The sequence below is a fragment of the Streptomyces sp. NPDC057565 genome (genome assembly GCF_042801455.1).
GTDB classification, from domain to species: domain Bacteria; phylum Actinomycetota; class Actinomycetes; order Streptomycetales; family Streptomycetaceae; genus Streptomyces; species Streptomyces yanii.
The window spans coordinates 31,069-45,780 of the sequence record NZ_JBHVFU010000040.1 but is presented as its reverse complement, the minus strand read 5'-3'; the positions used below and the strand labels follow the sequence as shown (position 1 = coordinate 45,780).

At 69.9% G+C, this 14,712-nt stretch carries 18 protein-coding genes; 7 read left to right on the top strand and 11 right to left on the bottom strand.

Translation table 11 applies throughout. From position 1 onward, the window contains the following. The first annotated feature begins 7 nt into the window (after window positions 1-7). Both ACFU8W_RS38150 and lnt read left to right on the top strand, forming a co-directional pair. Complete coding sequence (locus ACFU8W_RS38150; RefSeq protein WP_384047689.1) at window positions 8-508, top strand: nuclear transport factor 2 family protein; 501 nt, start codon at window positions 8-10, stop codon at window positions 506-508. A gap of 107 nt (window positions 509-615) precedes the next feature. Beyond that, window positions 616-2,241, top strand: coding sequence for an apolipoprotein N-acyltransferase (lnt, locus tag ACFU8W_RS38145; RefSeq protein ID WP_384047686.1), 1,626 nt, complete (start codon window positions 616-618; stop codon window positions 2,239-2,241). Here lnt and ACFU8W_RS38140 read toward each other — a convergent pair. From ACFU8W_RS38140 to ACFU8W_RS38130, 3 genes are all read right to left on the bottom strand, one after another. Next, window positions 2,236-2,583, bottom strand: coding sequence for a hypothetical protein (locus ACFU8W_RS38140; RefSeq protein WP_327247557.1), 348 nt, complete (start codon window positions 2,581-2,583; stop codon window positions 2,236-2,238). The two genes, lnt and ACFU8W_RS38140, sit on opposite strands and share 6 nt — an antisense overlap. Before the next feature lie 91 nt (window positions 2,584-2,674). Continuing rightward, window positions 2,675-3,574, bottom strand: coding sequence for a Gfo/Idh/MocA family protein (locus tag ACFU8W_RS38135; RefSeq protein ID WP_384047682.1), 900 nt, complete (start codon window positions 3,572-3,574; stop codon window positions 2,675-2,677). Between the two features lie 45 nt (window positions 3,575-3,619). Then, on the bottom strand, window positions 3,620-4,831 hold the full coding sequence (locus tag ACFU8W_RS38130; RefSeq protein WP_384047679.1) for an FAD-dependent monooxygenase: 1,212 nt from the start codon (window positions 4,829-4,831) through the stop codon (window positions 3,620-3,622). Window positions 4,832-4,907: 76 nt separating this feature from the next. Here ACFU8W_RS38130 and ACFU8W_RS38125 point away from each other — a divergent pair, with 76 nt between their 5' ends. From ACFU8W_RS38125 to ACFU8W_RS38115, 3 genes are all read left to right on the top strand, one after another. Next, window positions 4,908-5,579, top strand: a complete 672-nt coding sequence (locus ACFU8W_RS38125; protein ID WP_384047676.1) for a TetR/AcrR family transcriptional regulator — start codon at window positions 4,908-4,910, stop codon at window positions 5,577-5,579. A gap of 40 nt (window positions 5,580-5,619) precedes the next feature. Next, window positions 5,620-6,132, top strand: coding sequence for a DinB family protein (locus ACFU8W_RS38120; RefSeq protein ID WP_384047673.1), 513 nt, complete (start codon window positions 5,620-5,622; stop codon window positions 6,130-6,132). A gap of 119 nt (window positions 6,133-6,251) precedes the next feature. Then, a complete protein-coding gene (locus ACFU8W_RS38115; protein ID WP_384047670.1) occupies window positions 6,252-6,698 on the top strand; it encodes a hypothetical protein in 447 nt (148 codons plus the stop codon). 100 nt (window positions 6,699-6,798) lie between these two features. Here the strand turns inward: ACFU8W_RS38115 and ACFU8W_RS38110 are convergent, their stop codons facing one another. The 7 genes from ACFU8W_RS38110 to ACFU8W_RS38080 form a co-directional block, all read right to left on the bottom strand. After that, window positions 6,799-7,272: a hypothetical protein gene (locus ACFU8W_RS38110; RefSeq protein ID WP_345511838.1), complete on the bottom strand. Its 474-nt coding sequence runs from the start codon at window positions 7,270-7,272 to the stop codon at window positions 6,799-6,801. Between the two features lie 153 nt (window positions 7,273-7,425). Then, a complete protein-coding gene (locus ACFU8W_RS38105) occupies window positions 7,426-8,109 on the bottom strand; it encodes a uracil-DNA glycosylase (protein WP_345511839.1) in 684 nt (227 codons plus the stop codon). 77 nt (window positions 8,110-8,186) lie between these two features. Then, window positions 8,187-9,767 carry an ABC transporter substrate-binding protein gene (locus ACFU8W_RS38100; RefSeq protein WP_384047666.1) on the bottom strand — a complete coding sequence of 527 codons (1,581 nt, stop codon included), beginning with the start codon at window positions 9,765-9,767 and terminating at the stop codon, window positions 8,187-8,189. 118 nt (window positions 9,768-9,885) lie between these two features. Continuing rightward, window positions 9,886-10,641, bottom strand: a complete 756-nt coding sequence (locus ACFU8W_RS38095) for an SDR family oxidoreductase (RefSeq protein WP_384047663.1) — start codon at window positions 10,639-10,641, stop codon at window positions 9,886-9,888. Between the two features lie 20 nt (window positions 10,642-10,661). After that, on the bottom strand, window positions 10,662-11,423 hold the full coding sequence (fabG, locus tag ACFU8W_RS38090) for a 3-oxoacyl-ACP reductase FabG (protein ID WP_345511842.1): 762 nt from the start codon (window positions 11,421-11,423) through the stop codon (window positions 10,662-10,664). A 202-nt stretch (window positions 11,424-11,625) separates the two neighbouring features. Next, entirely contained in the window at window positions 11,626-12,009 is a 384-nt protein-coding gene (locus ACFU8W_RS38085) for a DUF3037 domain-containing protein (RefSeq protein WP_327247546.1), read from the bottom strand. Beyond that, entirely contained in the window at window positions 12,006-12,905 is a 900-nt protein-coding gene (locus ACFU8W_RS38080) for a HipA family kinase (RefSeq protein WP_384047659.1), read from the bottom strand. Before ACFU8W_RS38080 ends, ACFU8W_RS38085 begins: the two co-directional genes overlap by 4 nt. A 376-nt stretch (window positions 12,906-13,281) precedes the next feature. Here ACFU8W_RS38080 and ACFU8W_RS38075 point away from each other — a divergent pair, with 376 nt between their 5' ends. Together ACFU8W_RS38075 and ACFU8W_RS38070 are read left to right on the top strand one after the other, a co-directional pair. After that, entirely contained in the window at window positions 13,282-13,434 is a 153-nt protein-coding gene (locus tag ACFU8W_RS38075; RefSeq protein ID WP_384047656.1) for a hypothetical protein, read from the top strand. A gap of 65 nt (window positions 13,435-13,499) precedes the next feature. Further along, window positions 13,500-13,946, top strand: coding sequence for a Rieske (2Fe-2S) protein (locus ACFU8W_RS38070; RefSeq protein WP_384047654.1), 447 nt, complete (start codon window positions 13,500-13,502; stop codon window positions 13,944-13,946). Here the strand turns inward: ACFU8W_RS38070 and ACFU8W_RS38065 are convergent. Then, entirely contained in the window at window positions 13,930-14,595 is a 666-nt protein-coding gene (locus ACFU8W_RS38065; RefSeq protein ID WP_384047651.1) for a cysteine hydrolase, read from the bottom strand. The genes ACFU8W_RS38070 and ACFU8W_RS38065 overlap by 17 nt on opposite strands. Window positions 14,596-14,712 lie beyond the last annotated feature (117 nt).

The window sequence follows — 14,712 nt, the reverse complement described above, 5'->3', positions numbered from 1 at the left end:
TGACCGGATGACGCAGCGCGTGGCTCTCGCAACCGTGATGGACCAGCTGTCCATCGATGCAGTGATCACCGGCTATGCGGTGGCGGTGGACGACAGCGCCTGGCAGGACTACCGGGAGCTGTTCACCCCGGACGGTCGCGCCGACTACCGCGGCGCGGGCGGCATCGAGGGACCCGCAGCCGAGGTCGCGCAGTGGCTCGCGGAAACCATGCGCCTCTTCCCCGTACGACAGCATCTGATCGTCAACCGTCGGCTGGACCTCCAGGACCTGGGGGGTTATCCCGGCGACCGGGCCGACGTGCAGGCCGACTACCTCAACCCGATGCGGCTGCGGGGCACGCCTGACGACGGCGCCACCGGGGCCGCGGACAGCAACACGGCACCGAACTTCGTCTCCGGCGGCCGGTACGCGTTCGGGCTGTTGCGCACGGAGATCGGCTGGCGGATCCGCACCGTGGCCGTCCATGAGAAATGGCGCAGCCTCACGGGGGAGCTCGCCCCCGGCTGATCCCCGCCAACGGCCCCACCTCCCTCTGGCCGCGGCTGTTCCCCTCCCCCCACACTGGGGAAGGGAGAGGGGGACTGTGCTCACCGGGCAGGACGAGGAGGCGCGGCATGCGAATTCCGGCCGTTCGGCGTGAGCAGGGGGAGCGCCTGCTCCGGTCGCCCTGGTGGCGCGGTGGTGCTGTGCTGCTCGCAGGTGCACTGCCCGCACTCGCCTTTCCCGCCCCGGCTCTGTGGTGGTTCGCGTATGTCGCGCTGGTGCCGTGGCTGCTGCTGATCCGGTCGGCCGGTACGGGCCGGCGGGCCGCGCTCGACGGCTGGCTCGGCGGTACGGGCTACCTGCTCGCGGTGCACAACTGGCTGCTGCCGAGCCTGCACGTGTTCCTCGTGATACTGGCGGCGTTCCTCGGTCTGCTCTGGGCGCCGTGGGGGCTGCTGGTCTCCCGGCTGCTGGGCGGATCACCGTCCGTCGCGAGGGTCGGGGCGGCCCTGATCGTGGTCCCGTCCGGCTGGCTGATGATCGAACTGGCCCGCTCCTGGGATGCGCTCGGCGGCCCCTGGGGGCTGCTCGGCGCAAGCCAGTGGCAGGTGCCCGTGGCGCTCCGGGTGGCATCGGTGGGAGGGGTGTGGCTGGTGAGCCTCCTGGTGGTGGGGGTGAACACCGCGGTCACCCTGCTGCTCGTGACGTCCGCCGCCCGGACGGCTGCGGCGGTCGGCATCGTGGTGGGCGCGCTGGCAGTGGGCGCGATATGGAGGTGGGCGCCGCAGCCGGAGCCCGCGGGAGCGGCCCGGATCGCTGTCGTACAACCCGGTGTCGTCGAAGGGTCGAACAGCGTGGAGCTGCGTTTCGCCCGCAGCGAGCAGCTGACCCGCACGCTGGTGGGCCGACACCTCGACCTGGTCGTCTGGGGCGAGAGCAGCGTCGGCGAGGACCTGTCACAACGCCCGGATCTCGCAGCCAGGATCGCGAAGCTGTCACGCGAGGTCGGCGCGGATGTGCTGGTCAATATGGATGCCCGGCAGACCCACACCTCGGGCCGGACGGGGATCTTCAAGAGTGCGGTGCTGGTGGGGCCGAACGGCCCGACCGGGGAACGCTACGACAAGATGCGCCTGGTGCCGTTCGGCGAGTACATTCCGGCTCGTTCGGTGCTCGGCTGGGTGACGTCGGTGGGCAAGGCGGCGGGCGAGGACCGGCTGCGCGGGAACCGGCAGGTGGTGATGTCCGTTCCCGAGCCGCCGTCCCCGGTGTATTCCTCCCGGTCCCGGGCCGGAGCGGAGAGGCTCCGCATAGGTCCGCTGATCTGCTTCGAGTCGGCGTTCCCCGACATGAGCAGGCGGCTTGCCGGGGACGGGGCACAGCTGCTGATCGCCCAGTCGTCGACGTCCACGTTCCAGCACAGCTGGGCGCCCGCCCAGCACGCCTCGCTGGGCGCCCTCCGGGCGGCGGAGAGCGGCCGCCCGATGGTGCACGCCACACTCACCGGGATCAGTACGGTGTACGACGCACAGGGGCGTCGCATCGGAACCCCGCTCGGTACGGACACCAGCGCGGCCGCCGTGTTCGACGTACCGCTGGCCACCGGCACCACGCTCTATGTCCGGCTGGGCGACTGGCCGGCGCAGGGTGCGCTCGGGGTGCTGGCGGCGTTCTGCGCCTATGAGGGTGTGCGGTCGCTCCGGCGGCGGACCCGGGCGGAATCGGTCGGTGCGACCGCTCCGGCGGGCCGGTTATGACGGGGCGTTGACGGAGACGATGTGCCCCTGTGCATCGACGGTGAGGGCAACCCGCTCGACCTTGTTCGTCACGGCCAGCGCCACCCACACGGCGCCCCACAGGAAGCAGCTGAACACCATGAGCAGGGCGTGCAGCACGTGGTTGAGCGGCTGCCCGCGGACCATGACGACCTGCGTCTCGGCGCGCGACTCCACCCGCCAGCCGCTCGCGATCCGCTGGTTGACCGCCCAGTCCAGGATCAGGGCCCGCTGCATCGCGTCGGGTGGTCGCCCGTCCGCCGAGTAGTAGCCGGGCGGCGGCTGGAGAGCACCCCACCCCTGCGGCTCGTCGTGGGGCTTCACCAGGTCACCTCCACGGGCTGGCGGTCCATCCCCCCAGCCTGCATCCGGCCCGTACGGGACGCATCCGGACCGGCCCTGACCAGCGGTTTCGCTACGCCCAGTCCAGGTCCCGCAGAATGCGCTCGCACAGTTCGTGCGTCTCGAGCGCGTCCCGTGCGCTCAGCAGCTTCCCGGCGCGCACGGCGTCCAGGAAGGACAGCACGCACTGCTCGATGCCGCGCTGACGGGCCACCGGCACCCAGTCACCACGCCGCCGCAGGCTCGGCTGTCCCTTGTGGTCGATCACCTCGGCAAGGTTGACGACCTCACGCTTGGAGTCCTGCCCGGAGACCTCGAGCCGCTCCTCCGTCGAGCCGCTGAGCCGGTTCATCGCGCCGATGGCGGTGAATCCGTCTCCGGACAGCTGCAGCACGACATGGTGCATCAGACCTTCGCGGATCCGCGCCCGTACGACGGTGTGCTCGACCGGCCCCGGCACCAGGAAGCGCAGGGTGTCGACGACATGGATGAAGTCGTCGAGCACCATGCTGCGCGGTTCCTCGGGCAGGCCCACCCGGTTCTTCTGCATGAGGATCAGCTCGCGCGGGTGCTCGATGCACTGTGCGTAGCCGGGGGCGAACCGCCGGTTGAAGCCGACGGCCAGGCTGACACCGCGCTCCTCGGAGAGGTTGACCAGCCGCTCGGAATCGGCGAGTTCGTAGGCGAGCGGCTTGTCCACGTACGTGGGGACACCGGCCCGGAGCAGGCGGTCGGTGATCTCCGGGTGTACGGAGGTCGGGGCGTGGACGAAGGCGGCGTCCAGGTCCTGGGCGATCAGCGAGTCGAGCTCGGAGTGGCACTGCTCCGACGGGATCCGGTGGGACGCGGCAACGGCGGCGAGGGTGGCGGGAGTGCGGGTCTGCAGATGCAGTTCGACCCCGGGCAAGGTGGTGAGGACCGGCAGATATGCCTTCTGCGCGATGTCGCCGAGCCCGATGCAGCCGACCTTCACTGGGGTCTCCCTCTGACTGGGACCGACCGGCAATTGGGGGTCGGTCTAACGCTGTGTCATATGCATGCCCTTCGCCCGGGCAGCATACGTGTGCTGCGGCGGCTGCCAGTCCGCGATGCCGTCGAAGGTACGCAGCACCAGAGCCGGCCCGAGCCGGGACACGGCGGACATCAGCGTGTCGCGCACCCCGACGGAGGTGGCGCTGGTCAGGCTCATCAGACGGGCCACCTGGGCAGCCTTGCGGACGATGGCGCCCGTCCGGGGGAGCCGGTCCGCGCTGTATGCGGCGAGCGCCGTCCCGAGGTCGGCGTCGGGCGCCGCGTGGTGGGCGAGCACGATTGCGTCCTCGATGGCCTGATTGCCGCCCTGTCCGAGGCTGGGCGTCATGGCGTGGGCGCCGTCGCCGACCAGGACGGTCCGGCCCCGGTGGAATGCGGGCAGCGGGTCGATCAGATGGTGCACATCGTTGCGGAGGACCTGGTCGGGTTCGACGGCGGCGATGATCCCGGGAATCGGATCGTGCCACGCGCCGAAGCGGCGCAGCAGCTCTGCCTTCTCGTCGTCTGCGGCCCGGGTTCCGGCGGGGGCGACCGCGGCTGCGTACGCGTAGATCCGGCCGTCCTTGAGCGGCTGGGTGCCCCAGAGGGCGCCGCGGCCCCAGGTCTCGTGCGGGGCGAAGGGCTGCTCGGGCGCGGGGACGACGACGCGCCAGGTGGTGAAGCCGGCGTACGACGGCCCGGGGTGATCGGGGAAGAGGTGTGTGCGTACGGCCGAGTTGATGCCGTCGGCTGCGATGACGAGGTCGGCCTCGATGTCCGCGGTGGGCGTCCTGACCACGGCGCGGGCGCCGCCCGCGGTGCCCGGGTTCACGAGTTCCGCCGTCGTTCCGGTTCGGATCACGGATGCGGGGAGTTCGGCCACGAGAGCATCGATCAGGGTCGCACGGTGCAGCAGGACGACCGCTCCGCCGAACCGCTCGGTCGCCGCAGCGCTGTTCGTCCGGGAGATCCAGCGGCCGCTCGGACGGCGCATACCGCCATCGCCCTGCCAGGCGGCCAGGGACCGGACCCGGTCACCGAGGCCGATGACGTCCAGGGCGCGCTGCGCGTTGGGGGCCAGGCTGATGCCTGCACCGACGGGCTCCAGCGAGGCCGCCCGCTCCAGGACGGTGACCTGCCAGCCGCGCCGGTGGAGGGCCACGGCGGCGGTGAGGCCGCCGATTCCGCTGCCGATGACGACCGCATGGGGCTTGTCCATGACTCCTCCTCGGAACTACACCTGTAGTAACGAGAGCAACGTACTACAGGTGTAGTCGCAGCGGTAGGTTGATCCCATGACCCCCAGCACCACACGCACCGGCGGCGCCTCCTCCCGGGCGGACCTGATCACCGATGCCGCCCTGGCACTTCTCGCCGAGCGCGGGATGCGAGGGCTCACCCACCGGGCAGTCGACGAACGCGCCGGCATCCCCCAGGGCTCGACATCCAACTACGCGCGCACCCGGCAGGCGCTCCTGGAGGCGACGGTGCGGCGCCTGGCGGAGCGCGAGGCGCAGGTCCTGGCCCCGGGTCAACTCCCGATGCCCGGGGCCAGCACCGAGGGCAGGCCGGACGGCGAACCGGACGCCGGACCCGCGGGTGGGCCGCCCCACGGCGTCGCCGCGCTCGTCGGCAGCCTCGCCTCAGCCCTGCACCGATACCTGACCCTCCACCCCCACCTGCTCATCTGCCGCTACGAACTGGCCCTTGAGGCCACCCGGCGCCCGGAGCTTCGGGAGTTCTTCGACGCGACGGGCGGACAGTTCCGCGAACCCCTGGTGGCGCTGATGACGGCAGCCGGTTCTGCCGCGCCCGAGCGACACGCCCTCTCCCTGGTGGCCTGGTGCGAAGGTCTGATGTTCTCGTGCGCCGCGGGGTCGTACCACCGGTCCGTACCGACCGAGGAAGAGCTGCGCACCGGCTTCGCCGAACTGCTGCGTGGGTTGCTCACACCCCCCTGCGAATAACATCTGGCCAGGTCGTGATCACTGGGAAAGAATGCCCCGCATGACCGCAGACGAACGCTCCGAACCCGCCATCACAGCCGCCGAACGCCCGATGCTCGAGGGCTGGCTCGCCTATCACCGCGACACGCTCGCGCTGAAATGTGCGGGGCTCACCGACGCCCAGCTGCGGGAGACGTCCGTACCGCCGTCGCAGCTCAGCCTGCTCGGGCTCGTACGGCACATGTCGGAAGTGGAGCGCCACTGGTTCCGCAACGTCATGGCCGGCGAGGAAGCGAAGTCGCTGTACTGCACCGCGGAGGACGAGGACGGCGACTTCCACCCCACCGAGGCGGACACCTGGGAGGAGGCCGGGACCACGTGGCGGGCGGAGATCGAAGCGGCCCGGGAGATCGCCGCGAAGCACGGGCTCGACGACCTGTCGATCGGCCGCAGCCGCAAGGGCGAGCACTTCAACCTGCGCTGGATCTACACCCACATGATCGAGGAGTACGCGCGGCACAACGGCCACGCCGACCTGGTCCGGGAGCGGATCGACGGCGCGACCGGCGACTGACCCGAATCCCACGCACCCGGTCGACAGCCGGGGCGCTGCGCTGACCGGGGTCACTCGTGAGGGCCAATCATCACCGGCCGACTCGCGCGGCGCCCTGCCCGCACAGCAGAGTTGCCCAGGTGCAGCGAACCAGTATCACCGTGAAGCTCCTGGTCGGCGTGGCAGTCACTGCCGTCACCGGCTGTGTGTCCGTGGAGCCCCGGTCGGGCATTGCGCCCCGGCCCGAGACCAGCAGGCCCGTCCAGGACCTGGCGCCCCAGATCGTGGGGCCGCCGGTCCGGGACAGCCTGGAGGCGGTCCCCGACCCGAAGCCGTCACCGAGGGCCTCCGGCCGGCCGGCGAAGGCGCCGTCGGACACCCGACGCACCTCGCCACGCGCCCCGCAGCAGCGGGAGCACGTCGGAGTCCCCCGGCCTCGTCATGCCCCGCCCGCAGCCGCGCGGGTGCTGAATCCGCCGACCGTCCCCGTCACCGGGACGAATGTCTGCGCGCTCGGCCGGGGCTACGGGGGCTGGTCCGCGGGCAGCCCCGCGGCCCGGATCTGCGAGGACACCTACGGCCGCTGAATGCACCGTCGGTCGCGGATCCCGCCGGGATCCGGCCGACTCGGATCGTTGCGGTCCGCCGACAACGGACGGGCCGCAACGATCCGCGACAGACCTCGGCTCACAGCTCCCGAAGCCGCCGCTCCAGCCGGCCGATCGCCGCGCGCACCCCTCCGCCGTACCCGTCGTCCGCGAGAACCTCCGACGCCTTCCGGGCCCGGTCCAGATGGACCCGGGCCGCGTCGGGGCGTTGGAGCTTCACATAGTCCGCCGCAAGGTTGAGGTGGAGCGAGGGATAGAAGACCCGCACCGCGAGCGAGTCCCCGTGTTCCGCGACGCGCCCGTCGGAGAGCCCGTCGGCTGCGGTCAACGCCCTCAGATCCCATGCCAGTTCGTCACCGGGATCGTCCTGGGTGTCGGCCATGTAGTGCGCGAGGGTGCAGCGGTGCAGGGCGTCGCCCTCCTCACCGATCTCCGCCCAGATCGCCCCGAAGCGGTTACGGGCCTCTTCCCGGTCGCCGCCATGGAGCAGCATGATCGCCTGGCCGATCCTGGTCATGACGGCATCCGCCGACGCCTCCTGCTGCTCTGTCACCGCGGTCTCCCTCGCATGTGTCCAGCCGTCCCCGGTTCACCCCGGTCGACGTCGATCGGGCCCGGTGGAGCCCGTTCGATTCCGGTCACGGCGACGCTAGCGGCTGGCACCGGCAATCCCGCTCAGGCTCGGGCTAAGGCGGCTCCGGGCGGGTCAGCCCAGATCGGGGATGCGCCAGTCGATGGCCTGGTGTCCCTGCGCCGCGATCGCCTCGTTGATCTGCGTGAACGGACGGGAGCCGAAGAACTTCTTCGCGGACAGCGGAGACGGATGTGCGCCCTTCACCACCACATGGCGCTCCTCGTCGATCAGAGGGAGCTTCTTCTGGGCGTAGTTGCCCCAGAGCACGAAGACCGCCGGATCGGGCCTCGTGGACACCGCGTGGATCACCGCGTCCGTGAACTTCTCCCAGCCCTTGCCCTTGTGCGAGTTGGCCTCGCCGGCGCGGACCGTCAGCACGGCGTTGAGCAGCAGGACGCCCTGCTCGGCCCACGGCATCAGATACCCGTTGTCCGGAACCGGCAGGCCGAGCTCCTCCTTCATCTCCTTGTAGATGTTCCGCAAGGACGGCGGTGTCCTGACGCCGGGCCGCACGGAGAAGCACAGCCCGTGCCCCTGCCCCTCGCCGTGGTACGGGTCCTGGCCGAGGACCAGGACCTTCACCTTGTCGTACGGAGTGGCTTCCAGGGCCGCAAAGACCTGCTCGCGGGGCGGGTAGACCGGCCCCTTGGCCCGCTCCTCCTCGACGAACTCGGTGAGCTCCTTGAAGTACGGCTTCTGCAGCTCTTCGCCGAGGACGCCGCGCCAGGACTCGGGCAGCAGGTCGGTGTCAGTCACTTCAACAACCTCCGGTACGCAATCAGTTCTTGACCACAGAACCTACCGGGGGCCACTGACAACCGGCCGGGCGAGTCCTACCAGCTGGCCTTGCGGTACAGCTCCCACATCTGCATGACCGTCTGCGGGTCCAGGGCGCGCTCGCCGCCACCGATGTCCTCGCCCGCCGCGACATAGAGCTTGCCCTGCCACAGAGGCAGCAGCCGGACGTCGTCGACCAGGATGTTCTGAGCCTGCTCGAACTGCTTGCTGACCGCGCCCCGGTCGCTCTCCTGGCGGGTCTGCGGCAGCAGGTGCTGGGTGATCTCGGTCTTGTTGTACGGCGTCCCGGTGACACTCTCCTTGCCCACGAAGGGAGCGATGAAGTTGTCCGGGTCCGGGAAGTCCGGGAACCAGCCGCGGCCGAAGACCGGGTACTGGCCCTTGGTGAAGCCCTCCTGGAACTTCTTCCACGGCAGGCCCTTCAGCGTGATCTTGAACAGACCCGACGCCTCCAGCTGACGCTTCAGCTCACCGAACTCGGGTTCCGTCGACGAGCCGTACCGGTCGGTGGTGTACCAGAACGTCATCGCGACGGGCTCGGTGATGCCCGCCTTGGCCAGGATCTGCTTGGCCTTCTGCTGGCTCGGATTGCCGAAGGTGTCGAAGAAACTGGTGGTGTGGCCGGCGATACCCTTGGGGATCATGGAATACAGTGGCTCGGCGGTGCCCTGGTAGATCTTGGCGACGAGCGCGTCCCGGTCGACGAGCTGTGCGACGGCCCGGCGGACGGCGGGGTTCCCGGCAGCCGGGTCCTCCGGGTTGAAGACCAGGAAGCGGATGTCGGCGCCGACGGTCTCGATCAGCTGCAGCTTGCTGTTCTCGTCCTTGTTGTCCTCGAGGCTCACCACCTCCTCCGCGGTGAGACCGCGGTAGGTGGCGTCGACCTCGTTCTTCTTCAGCGCGTCGACCAGGGGGGCGGACCCCTTGAAGTACCGGATGGTCACGGCGTTGTTCTTGCGGTTGGCGAAGCCCTTGTAGCCCTGGTTCTTCACCAGCTCGGCCCGGTCCCCCGGCACGTAGCTGTCCAGGAGGTACGGGCCCGATCCGGTGACCTTGCCGTCCTCGCGGAGCTTGTCCTTCGGGTAGTCGCTGGGCGCCACGAGGGACATCGCGGGGGTGGCCAGAATGAACGGGAACGTGGCGTCCGGCCTGTTCAGGTGGAAGACGACGGTGTCGTCGCCCTTGGTCTCGACCCGGTCGAGCGAGCCGAGCATGCCAAGGGGGCCGCCCTTGACCTTGATGGTCGTGATCCGGTCGATGGAGTACTTCACAGCCTCGGCGTCGAGCTTGTCCCCGTTGGAGAACTTCAGGCCCTCCTTGAGCGTGCAGCGGTAGGCCGTGCTGGTCCGGTCCGTGAACACACAGGAGTCCGCGGCGTCGGGCTCCGGACGAGTACTGCCGGTGGGGAAGCTCACCAGGGTCTGGAAGACGTTGCGCATCAGCTCCCACGAGTTGTCCCAGGCCGCCGCCGGATCAAGGGTGGAGGGCTCGCTCGTGGTACCGACGACTATCTTCTGCTTCGCCTCCGAGTCATCATCGGAAAGCAGACCGCAGCCGGCCAGCAGAGAAAGGGAAGCAAGGGCTGCAGCAGCCTGCAGCCTGGCCCGGTAGAACACGTGCACGCTCCTCGATCAGCCATGGATCGGCAGACCATACCGCAGCGCCCCGTCGGGTCAATCCGCAGGTCCGACGGGGCACTTGAGTCAATCAGGGCCAAACCGGAGCAGGCTGTGCTCAGCCCACGCCCGCATTCAGGAAGATGCCTCCGTCGACCACCAGCGTCTGCCCGGTGATCCAGTCGGACTGGCTCGACGTGAGGAACGCGGCGGCTCCGCCGATGTCCGCGGGGACACCGAGCCGGCCGAGCGGATAGGCGGCTGCCACCTCCGCCTCGCGCCCCTCGTACAGCGCCGCGGCGAACTTGGTCCTGACCACGGCCGGAGCGATCGAGTTGACCCGGACGACCGGGGCGAACTCGTGCGCCAGCTGCAGGGTCAGATTGACCATGGCCGCCTTGCTCATGCCGTACGCGCCGACGAAGGGCGAGGCGGAGACACCGGCGACCGAGGCGATATTGACGATCGCCCCGCCGTTGTCCTTCTGCCAGGCCTTCCACGTCTGCTGGGCGAAGCCGAGCGCCGAGATCACATTGGTCTCGTAGACCTTGCGCGCGACATTGAGGTCGAGCTCGGCGATCGGGCCGAACACCGGGTTCGTACCCGCGTTGTTGACCAGGAAGTCCACGCGGCCGAACGCCTCCATGGTGCGCTCGACCGCCGCCGCCTGGTGCGCCTCGTCGTGCGCCTTGCCCGCGATGGCGATGACCCGGTCGGAGCCCAGCTTCTCGACGGCCTCCTTGAGGGCGTCCTCGCCGCGCCCGGTGATGCACACCCGGTCGCCGCGGGCGACGAGCGCCTCCGCGATTCCGTAACCGATCCCCCGGCTCGCGCCCGTGATGAGCGCGACCTTTCCGCTGTCCTGCACAGTCATGATGTCTGCTGCCCTTCGGGTCAGTTGAGCGGTCCGCCGGCGACGTACATGACCTGGCCGGAGACGAAGCCCGCGTCGTCGCCGGTGAAGAAGGCGATGGCGTTGGCGATGTCCTCCGGGCGGCCGACGCGCTGCACGGGGATCTGGGTGGCGGCGGCAGCCTGGAACTCCTCGAAGCCCATGCCGACCCGGGCCGCGGTCTGCGCGGTCATCTCGGTGACGATGAAGCCGGGGGCGACGGCGTTGGCGGTGATGCCGAACTTGCCGAGCTCCTTGGCGAGGGTCTTGGTGAAGCCCTGCAGACCGGCCTTGACGGCGGAGTAGTTCGCCTGACCGCGGTTGCCGAGCGCCGAGGACGAGGACAGCGAGACGATACGACCGAACTTGGCGTCCACCATGTGCTTCTGGACGGCCTTGGCCATCAGGAACGCGCCCTTCAGGTGCACGTTCATCACGGTGTCCCAGTCGGACTCGCTCATCTTGAAGAGCAGGTTGTCGCGGAGCACGCCCGCGTTGTTGACGAGGATCGTCGGCGCACCGAGCTCGGCGACGACCCGCGCCACGGCGGCCTCCACCTGGGCGCTGTCCGACACGTCGCAGCCGACGGCGAGGGCGGTGCCCCCGGCGGCGGTGATCTTCTCGACGGTGTCCTTGCAGGCCGCCTCGTCGAGGTCGAGTACGGCGACGGCGCGGCCCTCGGCCGCCAGGCGTACCGCGGTGGCGGCGCCAATGCCCCGCGCCGCTCCCGTCACGATGGCGACACGCTGCTCGGTGGTGGACATGCTTGGTTCTCCTCGCCCTTGGATCGCGGCTCAGCGGACGTCAGGAAGTTCCCGATAGCTGAGCAACCGCTTAGTACCTTCAGCAGACGAGACGCTAGAAGCCCTGGCACTCGGTGTCAACGGCCCACGGGCGCAGCAGTGCATGTCACACCGGACGGCGCCGCGACAGCAGGGTCCGCGCGCGGCGCCGACGGTGGCCGGATCAGCGCACCAGCAGGTCGAGCAGCCGCTCGACCTCGGCCTCCGGATCGGCGGTGAGGCCGCTGTGCACGGCGCTCGGCTGGACCACCGTGGAGCGCGGGGCGATCAGCCAGCGAAAGCGCCGCCCGGCGTCGTCACCGGCGGCCTGGCCGGCTGCGTCGCCACCACCACAGACACCCTCGACGGCCCGCAGCGCCGCCCGGACCCCGACCACGTCGGCGTTCGGGTCGAGCGCCCTCAGCTTGCTCTCGTCGAGATGGGTGCGGGCCGCCACGAAGGACTTGGCTCGGCAGTACACCAGCACGCCCGCGTTGAAGCACTCACCGCGCTCGACGCGGGGCACGACGCGCAGCAGCGCGTACTCGAAGACATCACGCTTGCTCACTGACTGTCGTCCTTGCTGCTCTGCGCCTCGTCGGCCCGCCCGGCCGCCGCCTTCTCGGCACGGTCCTTCTTCGTGGGATGCGGCCACGGAGTGAGGTGATCGGTCAGCCACCCCGGCGCGCGGGACGGCGTCGTCCTCATGGGCACGTCCATCGAGATCCGCTCGTGGATGGTGGCGGCGCGCGCCAGCAGCGGCTCCACATAGGCGCGGCGCAGCGCATCCGTCGTGTCGAAACCGGGCTCGTCGACCAGCCATTCGTCGGGCACCTCGGCAGTCACCTCGGTCAGCAGCTGCTCGGTGACGAGTGGGGCGAGCTCGGCGGCTGCGGCGGCGATGTCCGGGCCGAAGGGCGCGAGCACATGGTCGGAGGCGTTGTACGGCTTGGCCGCGGAGGCCTGCGCGCCCGGCCAGTTGTGGTGCCAGATCATCGTGGCGCCGTGATCGATGAGCCAGGCGTCCCCGTGCCAGACCAGCATATTGGGGTTCCGCCACGACCGGTCGACATTGTTGATCAACGCATCGAACCACACGATCTTCCCGGCCTCTGCCGGGTCCACCTGATAGGCGAGCGGATCGAACCCGATCGAGCCGGGCAGATAGTCCATTCCGAGATTCAGCCCGCCGCTCGCCTTGAGCAGTTCCTGCACCTCTTGGTCCGGCTCCGCGAGCCCGATGACCGGGTCGAGCTGGATGGTGACGAGCTCCGGGACCCGCAGTCCCAGCCGCCGGCCGAGTTCCCCGCAGATGACCTCCGCGACGAGGGTCTTGCGGCCCTGTCCGGCGCCGGTGAACTTCATGACGTAGGTACCGAGATCGTCGGCCTCGACGATCCCGGGGAGTGAGCCGCCCTCACGCAGGGGCGTGACATAGCGGGTCGCTGTGACTTCCATGAGCATTTTACCAGGCTATCCGTTCATTCAGCCTTGCCATCAAAGGGACATGACCCTCGCCTCCGTCCCCTGACTCAGCAGCCTGAGGCCTGGGGAGAATCTGGGGAGTTTCACCCGAGAGGCGCCCCCGCCCCCCACAACCATCGGCGGGCTCCCACCACCAGCGTAGAGGGCCGCGATCGCCTCATCCGCCCAGGAACCGCGGCAGCCCGAAGGAGAGGAGCATCGTCGGCCGGTGGGCGCAAGCCCCACCCGAAGAGGCCGGATGGGGCGACCGGGAACTGCTCCTGAACATAAGGGACATGCCCGCTCGACCCCTCGGCCGGCCCCCTCATCGGCGTCAAGCTGCACGTCCTGACCCGCAAGACATATGACCGCCCGCATGCTACGGCTCTCCGCCGCACTGCCGGCGGCAGGACGACCGCACACGGTGCTGCCGCTCTCCGGGGCGACCCGCCTGGTCACCCAGGAGGAGACTGCGGCCCATCCGTTGGTCCCGGAGCGGGACTTCCTGAGGAAATCCCTCGGTCGTTGAACATGGGACATCGACCACACGTATCCCTGGTCGAAGCCATGAACACTGCGGAAGGGAATGCCAGCATGAGCGCATCGCAGGAGCACGAGGTCCGTCCCGGGCGTCGCACCGTCGTCGCAGCCGCCGGTGCCGTCGGAGTGGCCGCCGTACTCACCGCGTGCGGCGGCTCGAAGGACTCGGACGGCTCGGATGCCGTCGAACAGGCCGGTGCCGGCGGTGCTGCGGGCGTCCTGGCGAAGACCGCCGACATCCCCGAGGGCGGCGGGAAGGTCTTCGCCGACAAGGGTGTCGTCGTCACGCAGCCGAAGGCCGGGGAGTTCAAGGCCTTCTCGTCGAAGTGCACGCATCAGGGGTGCGCGGTGTCGAGCGTCTCGGACGGCACGATCAACTGCCCGTGTCACGGCAGCAAGTTCGACGCCGCGACGGGCAGTGTGTCGGCGGGCCCGGCCACCGAGCCGCTGCCCGCCGCGTCGATCAAGGTCGAGGGCGACTCGATCACGCTCGCCTCGTAGGTCGGGACCCGGCCCTCCGGGGGCTCTGCCAGCAGCCCAGCACGTCCTGCGTGGTGGTGACGGTGGCGACGAGGGCGAGCGTGTTACGGATCATCGCGGGGGTGTAGTCGGCGGGCACCCCCGCGATGGCGTCGGACGGCACGACCGCCGTGTACCCGAGATTCACCGCGTCGAAGACGGCGTTGGGAATGGCGACATTGGCCGAGACACCGGCGACGACGAGGGTTCGGCAGCCGAGATTGCGGAGCAGCGCGTCCACATCGGTGCCGGCGATGGGCGACAGGCCGTGCAGCCTGCGTACGACGATGTCCTCGTCGGCCACCTCGATGGGCGCGGCAATCCGGACCGCCGTGGTACCGGAGTGCTGCTGCACGGGCAGGCGCCCGGCGACCCGGAAGAGGCGGGCGTTGCGGTTGGCACCGCGCCCGTCCGGGCGCCGTTCGGCGACCGCGTGCAGCACCTGGACACCGGCCTCGTGGGCGGCTGCGACCAGCCGGGCGACATGCCGGAGGGCGCCGGATCCGCGCGCCTCGTCGGCGAGTTCGGGCAGTGCGCTGTCGGGGCCCACGACCCCCTGCTGGCACTCGACCGTCAGGAGAGCGGTGATGGCCGGGTCGAGATGCTCGGCGAGCTGTTCCCTGGACGGCACGGCGGCCCCTCTCTGTGGCCCCTGGTGTCTGCCGGCGGCCTTTCTGCCGACAGCCGGGCGCGCGAGGCTAACGGCCATTGCGCAAGGAGGGAAGAGGATTCATGATTTCTGACACTT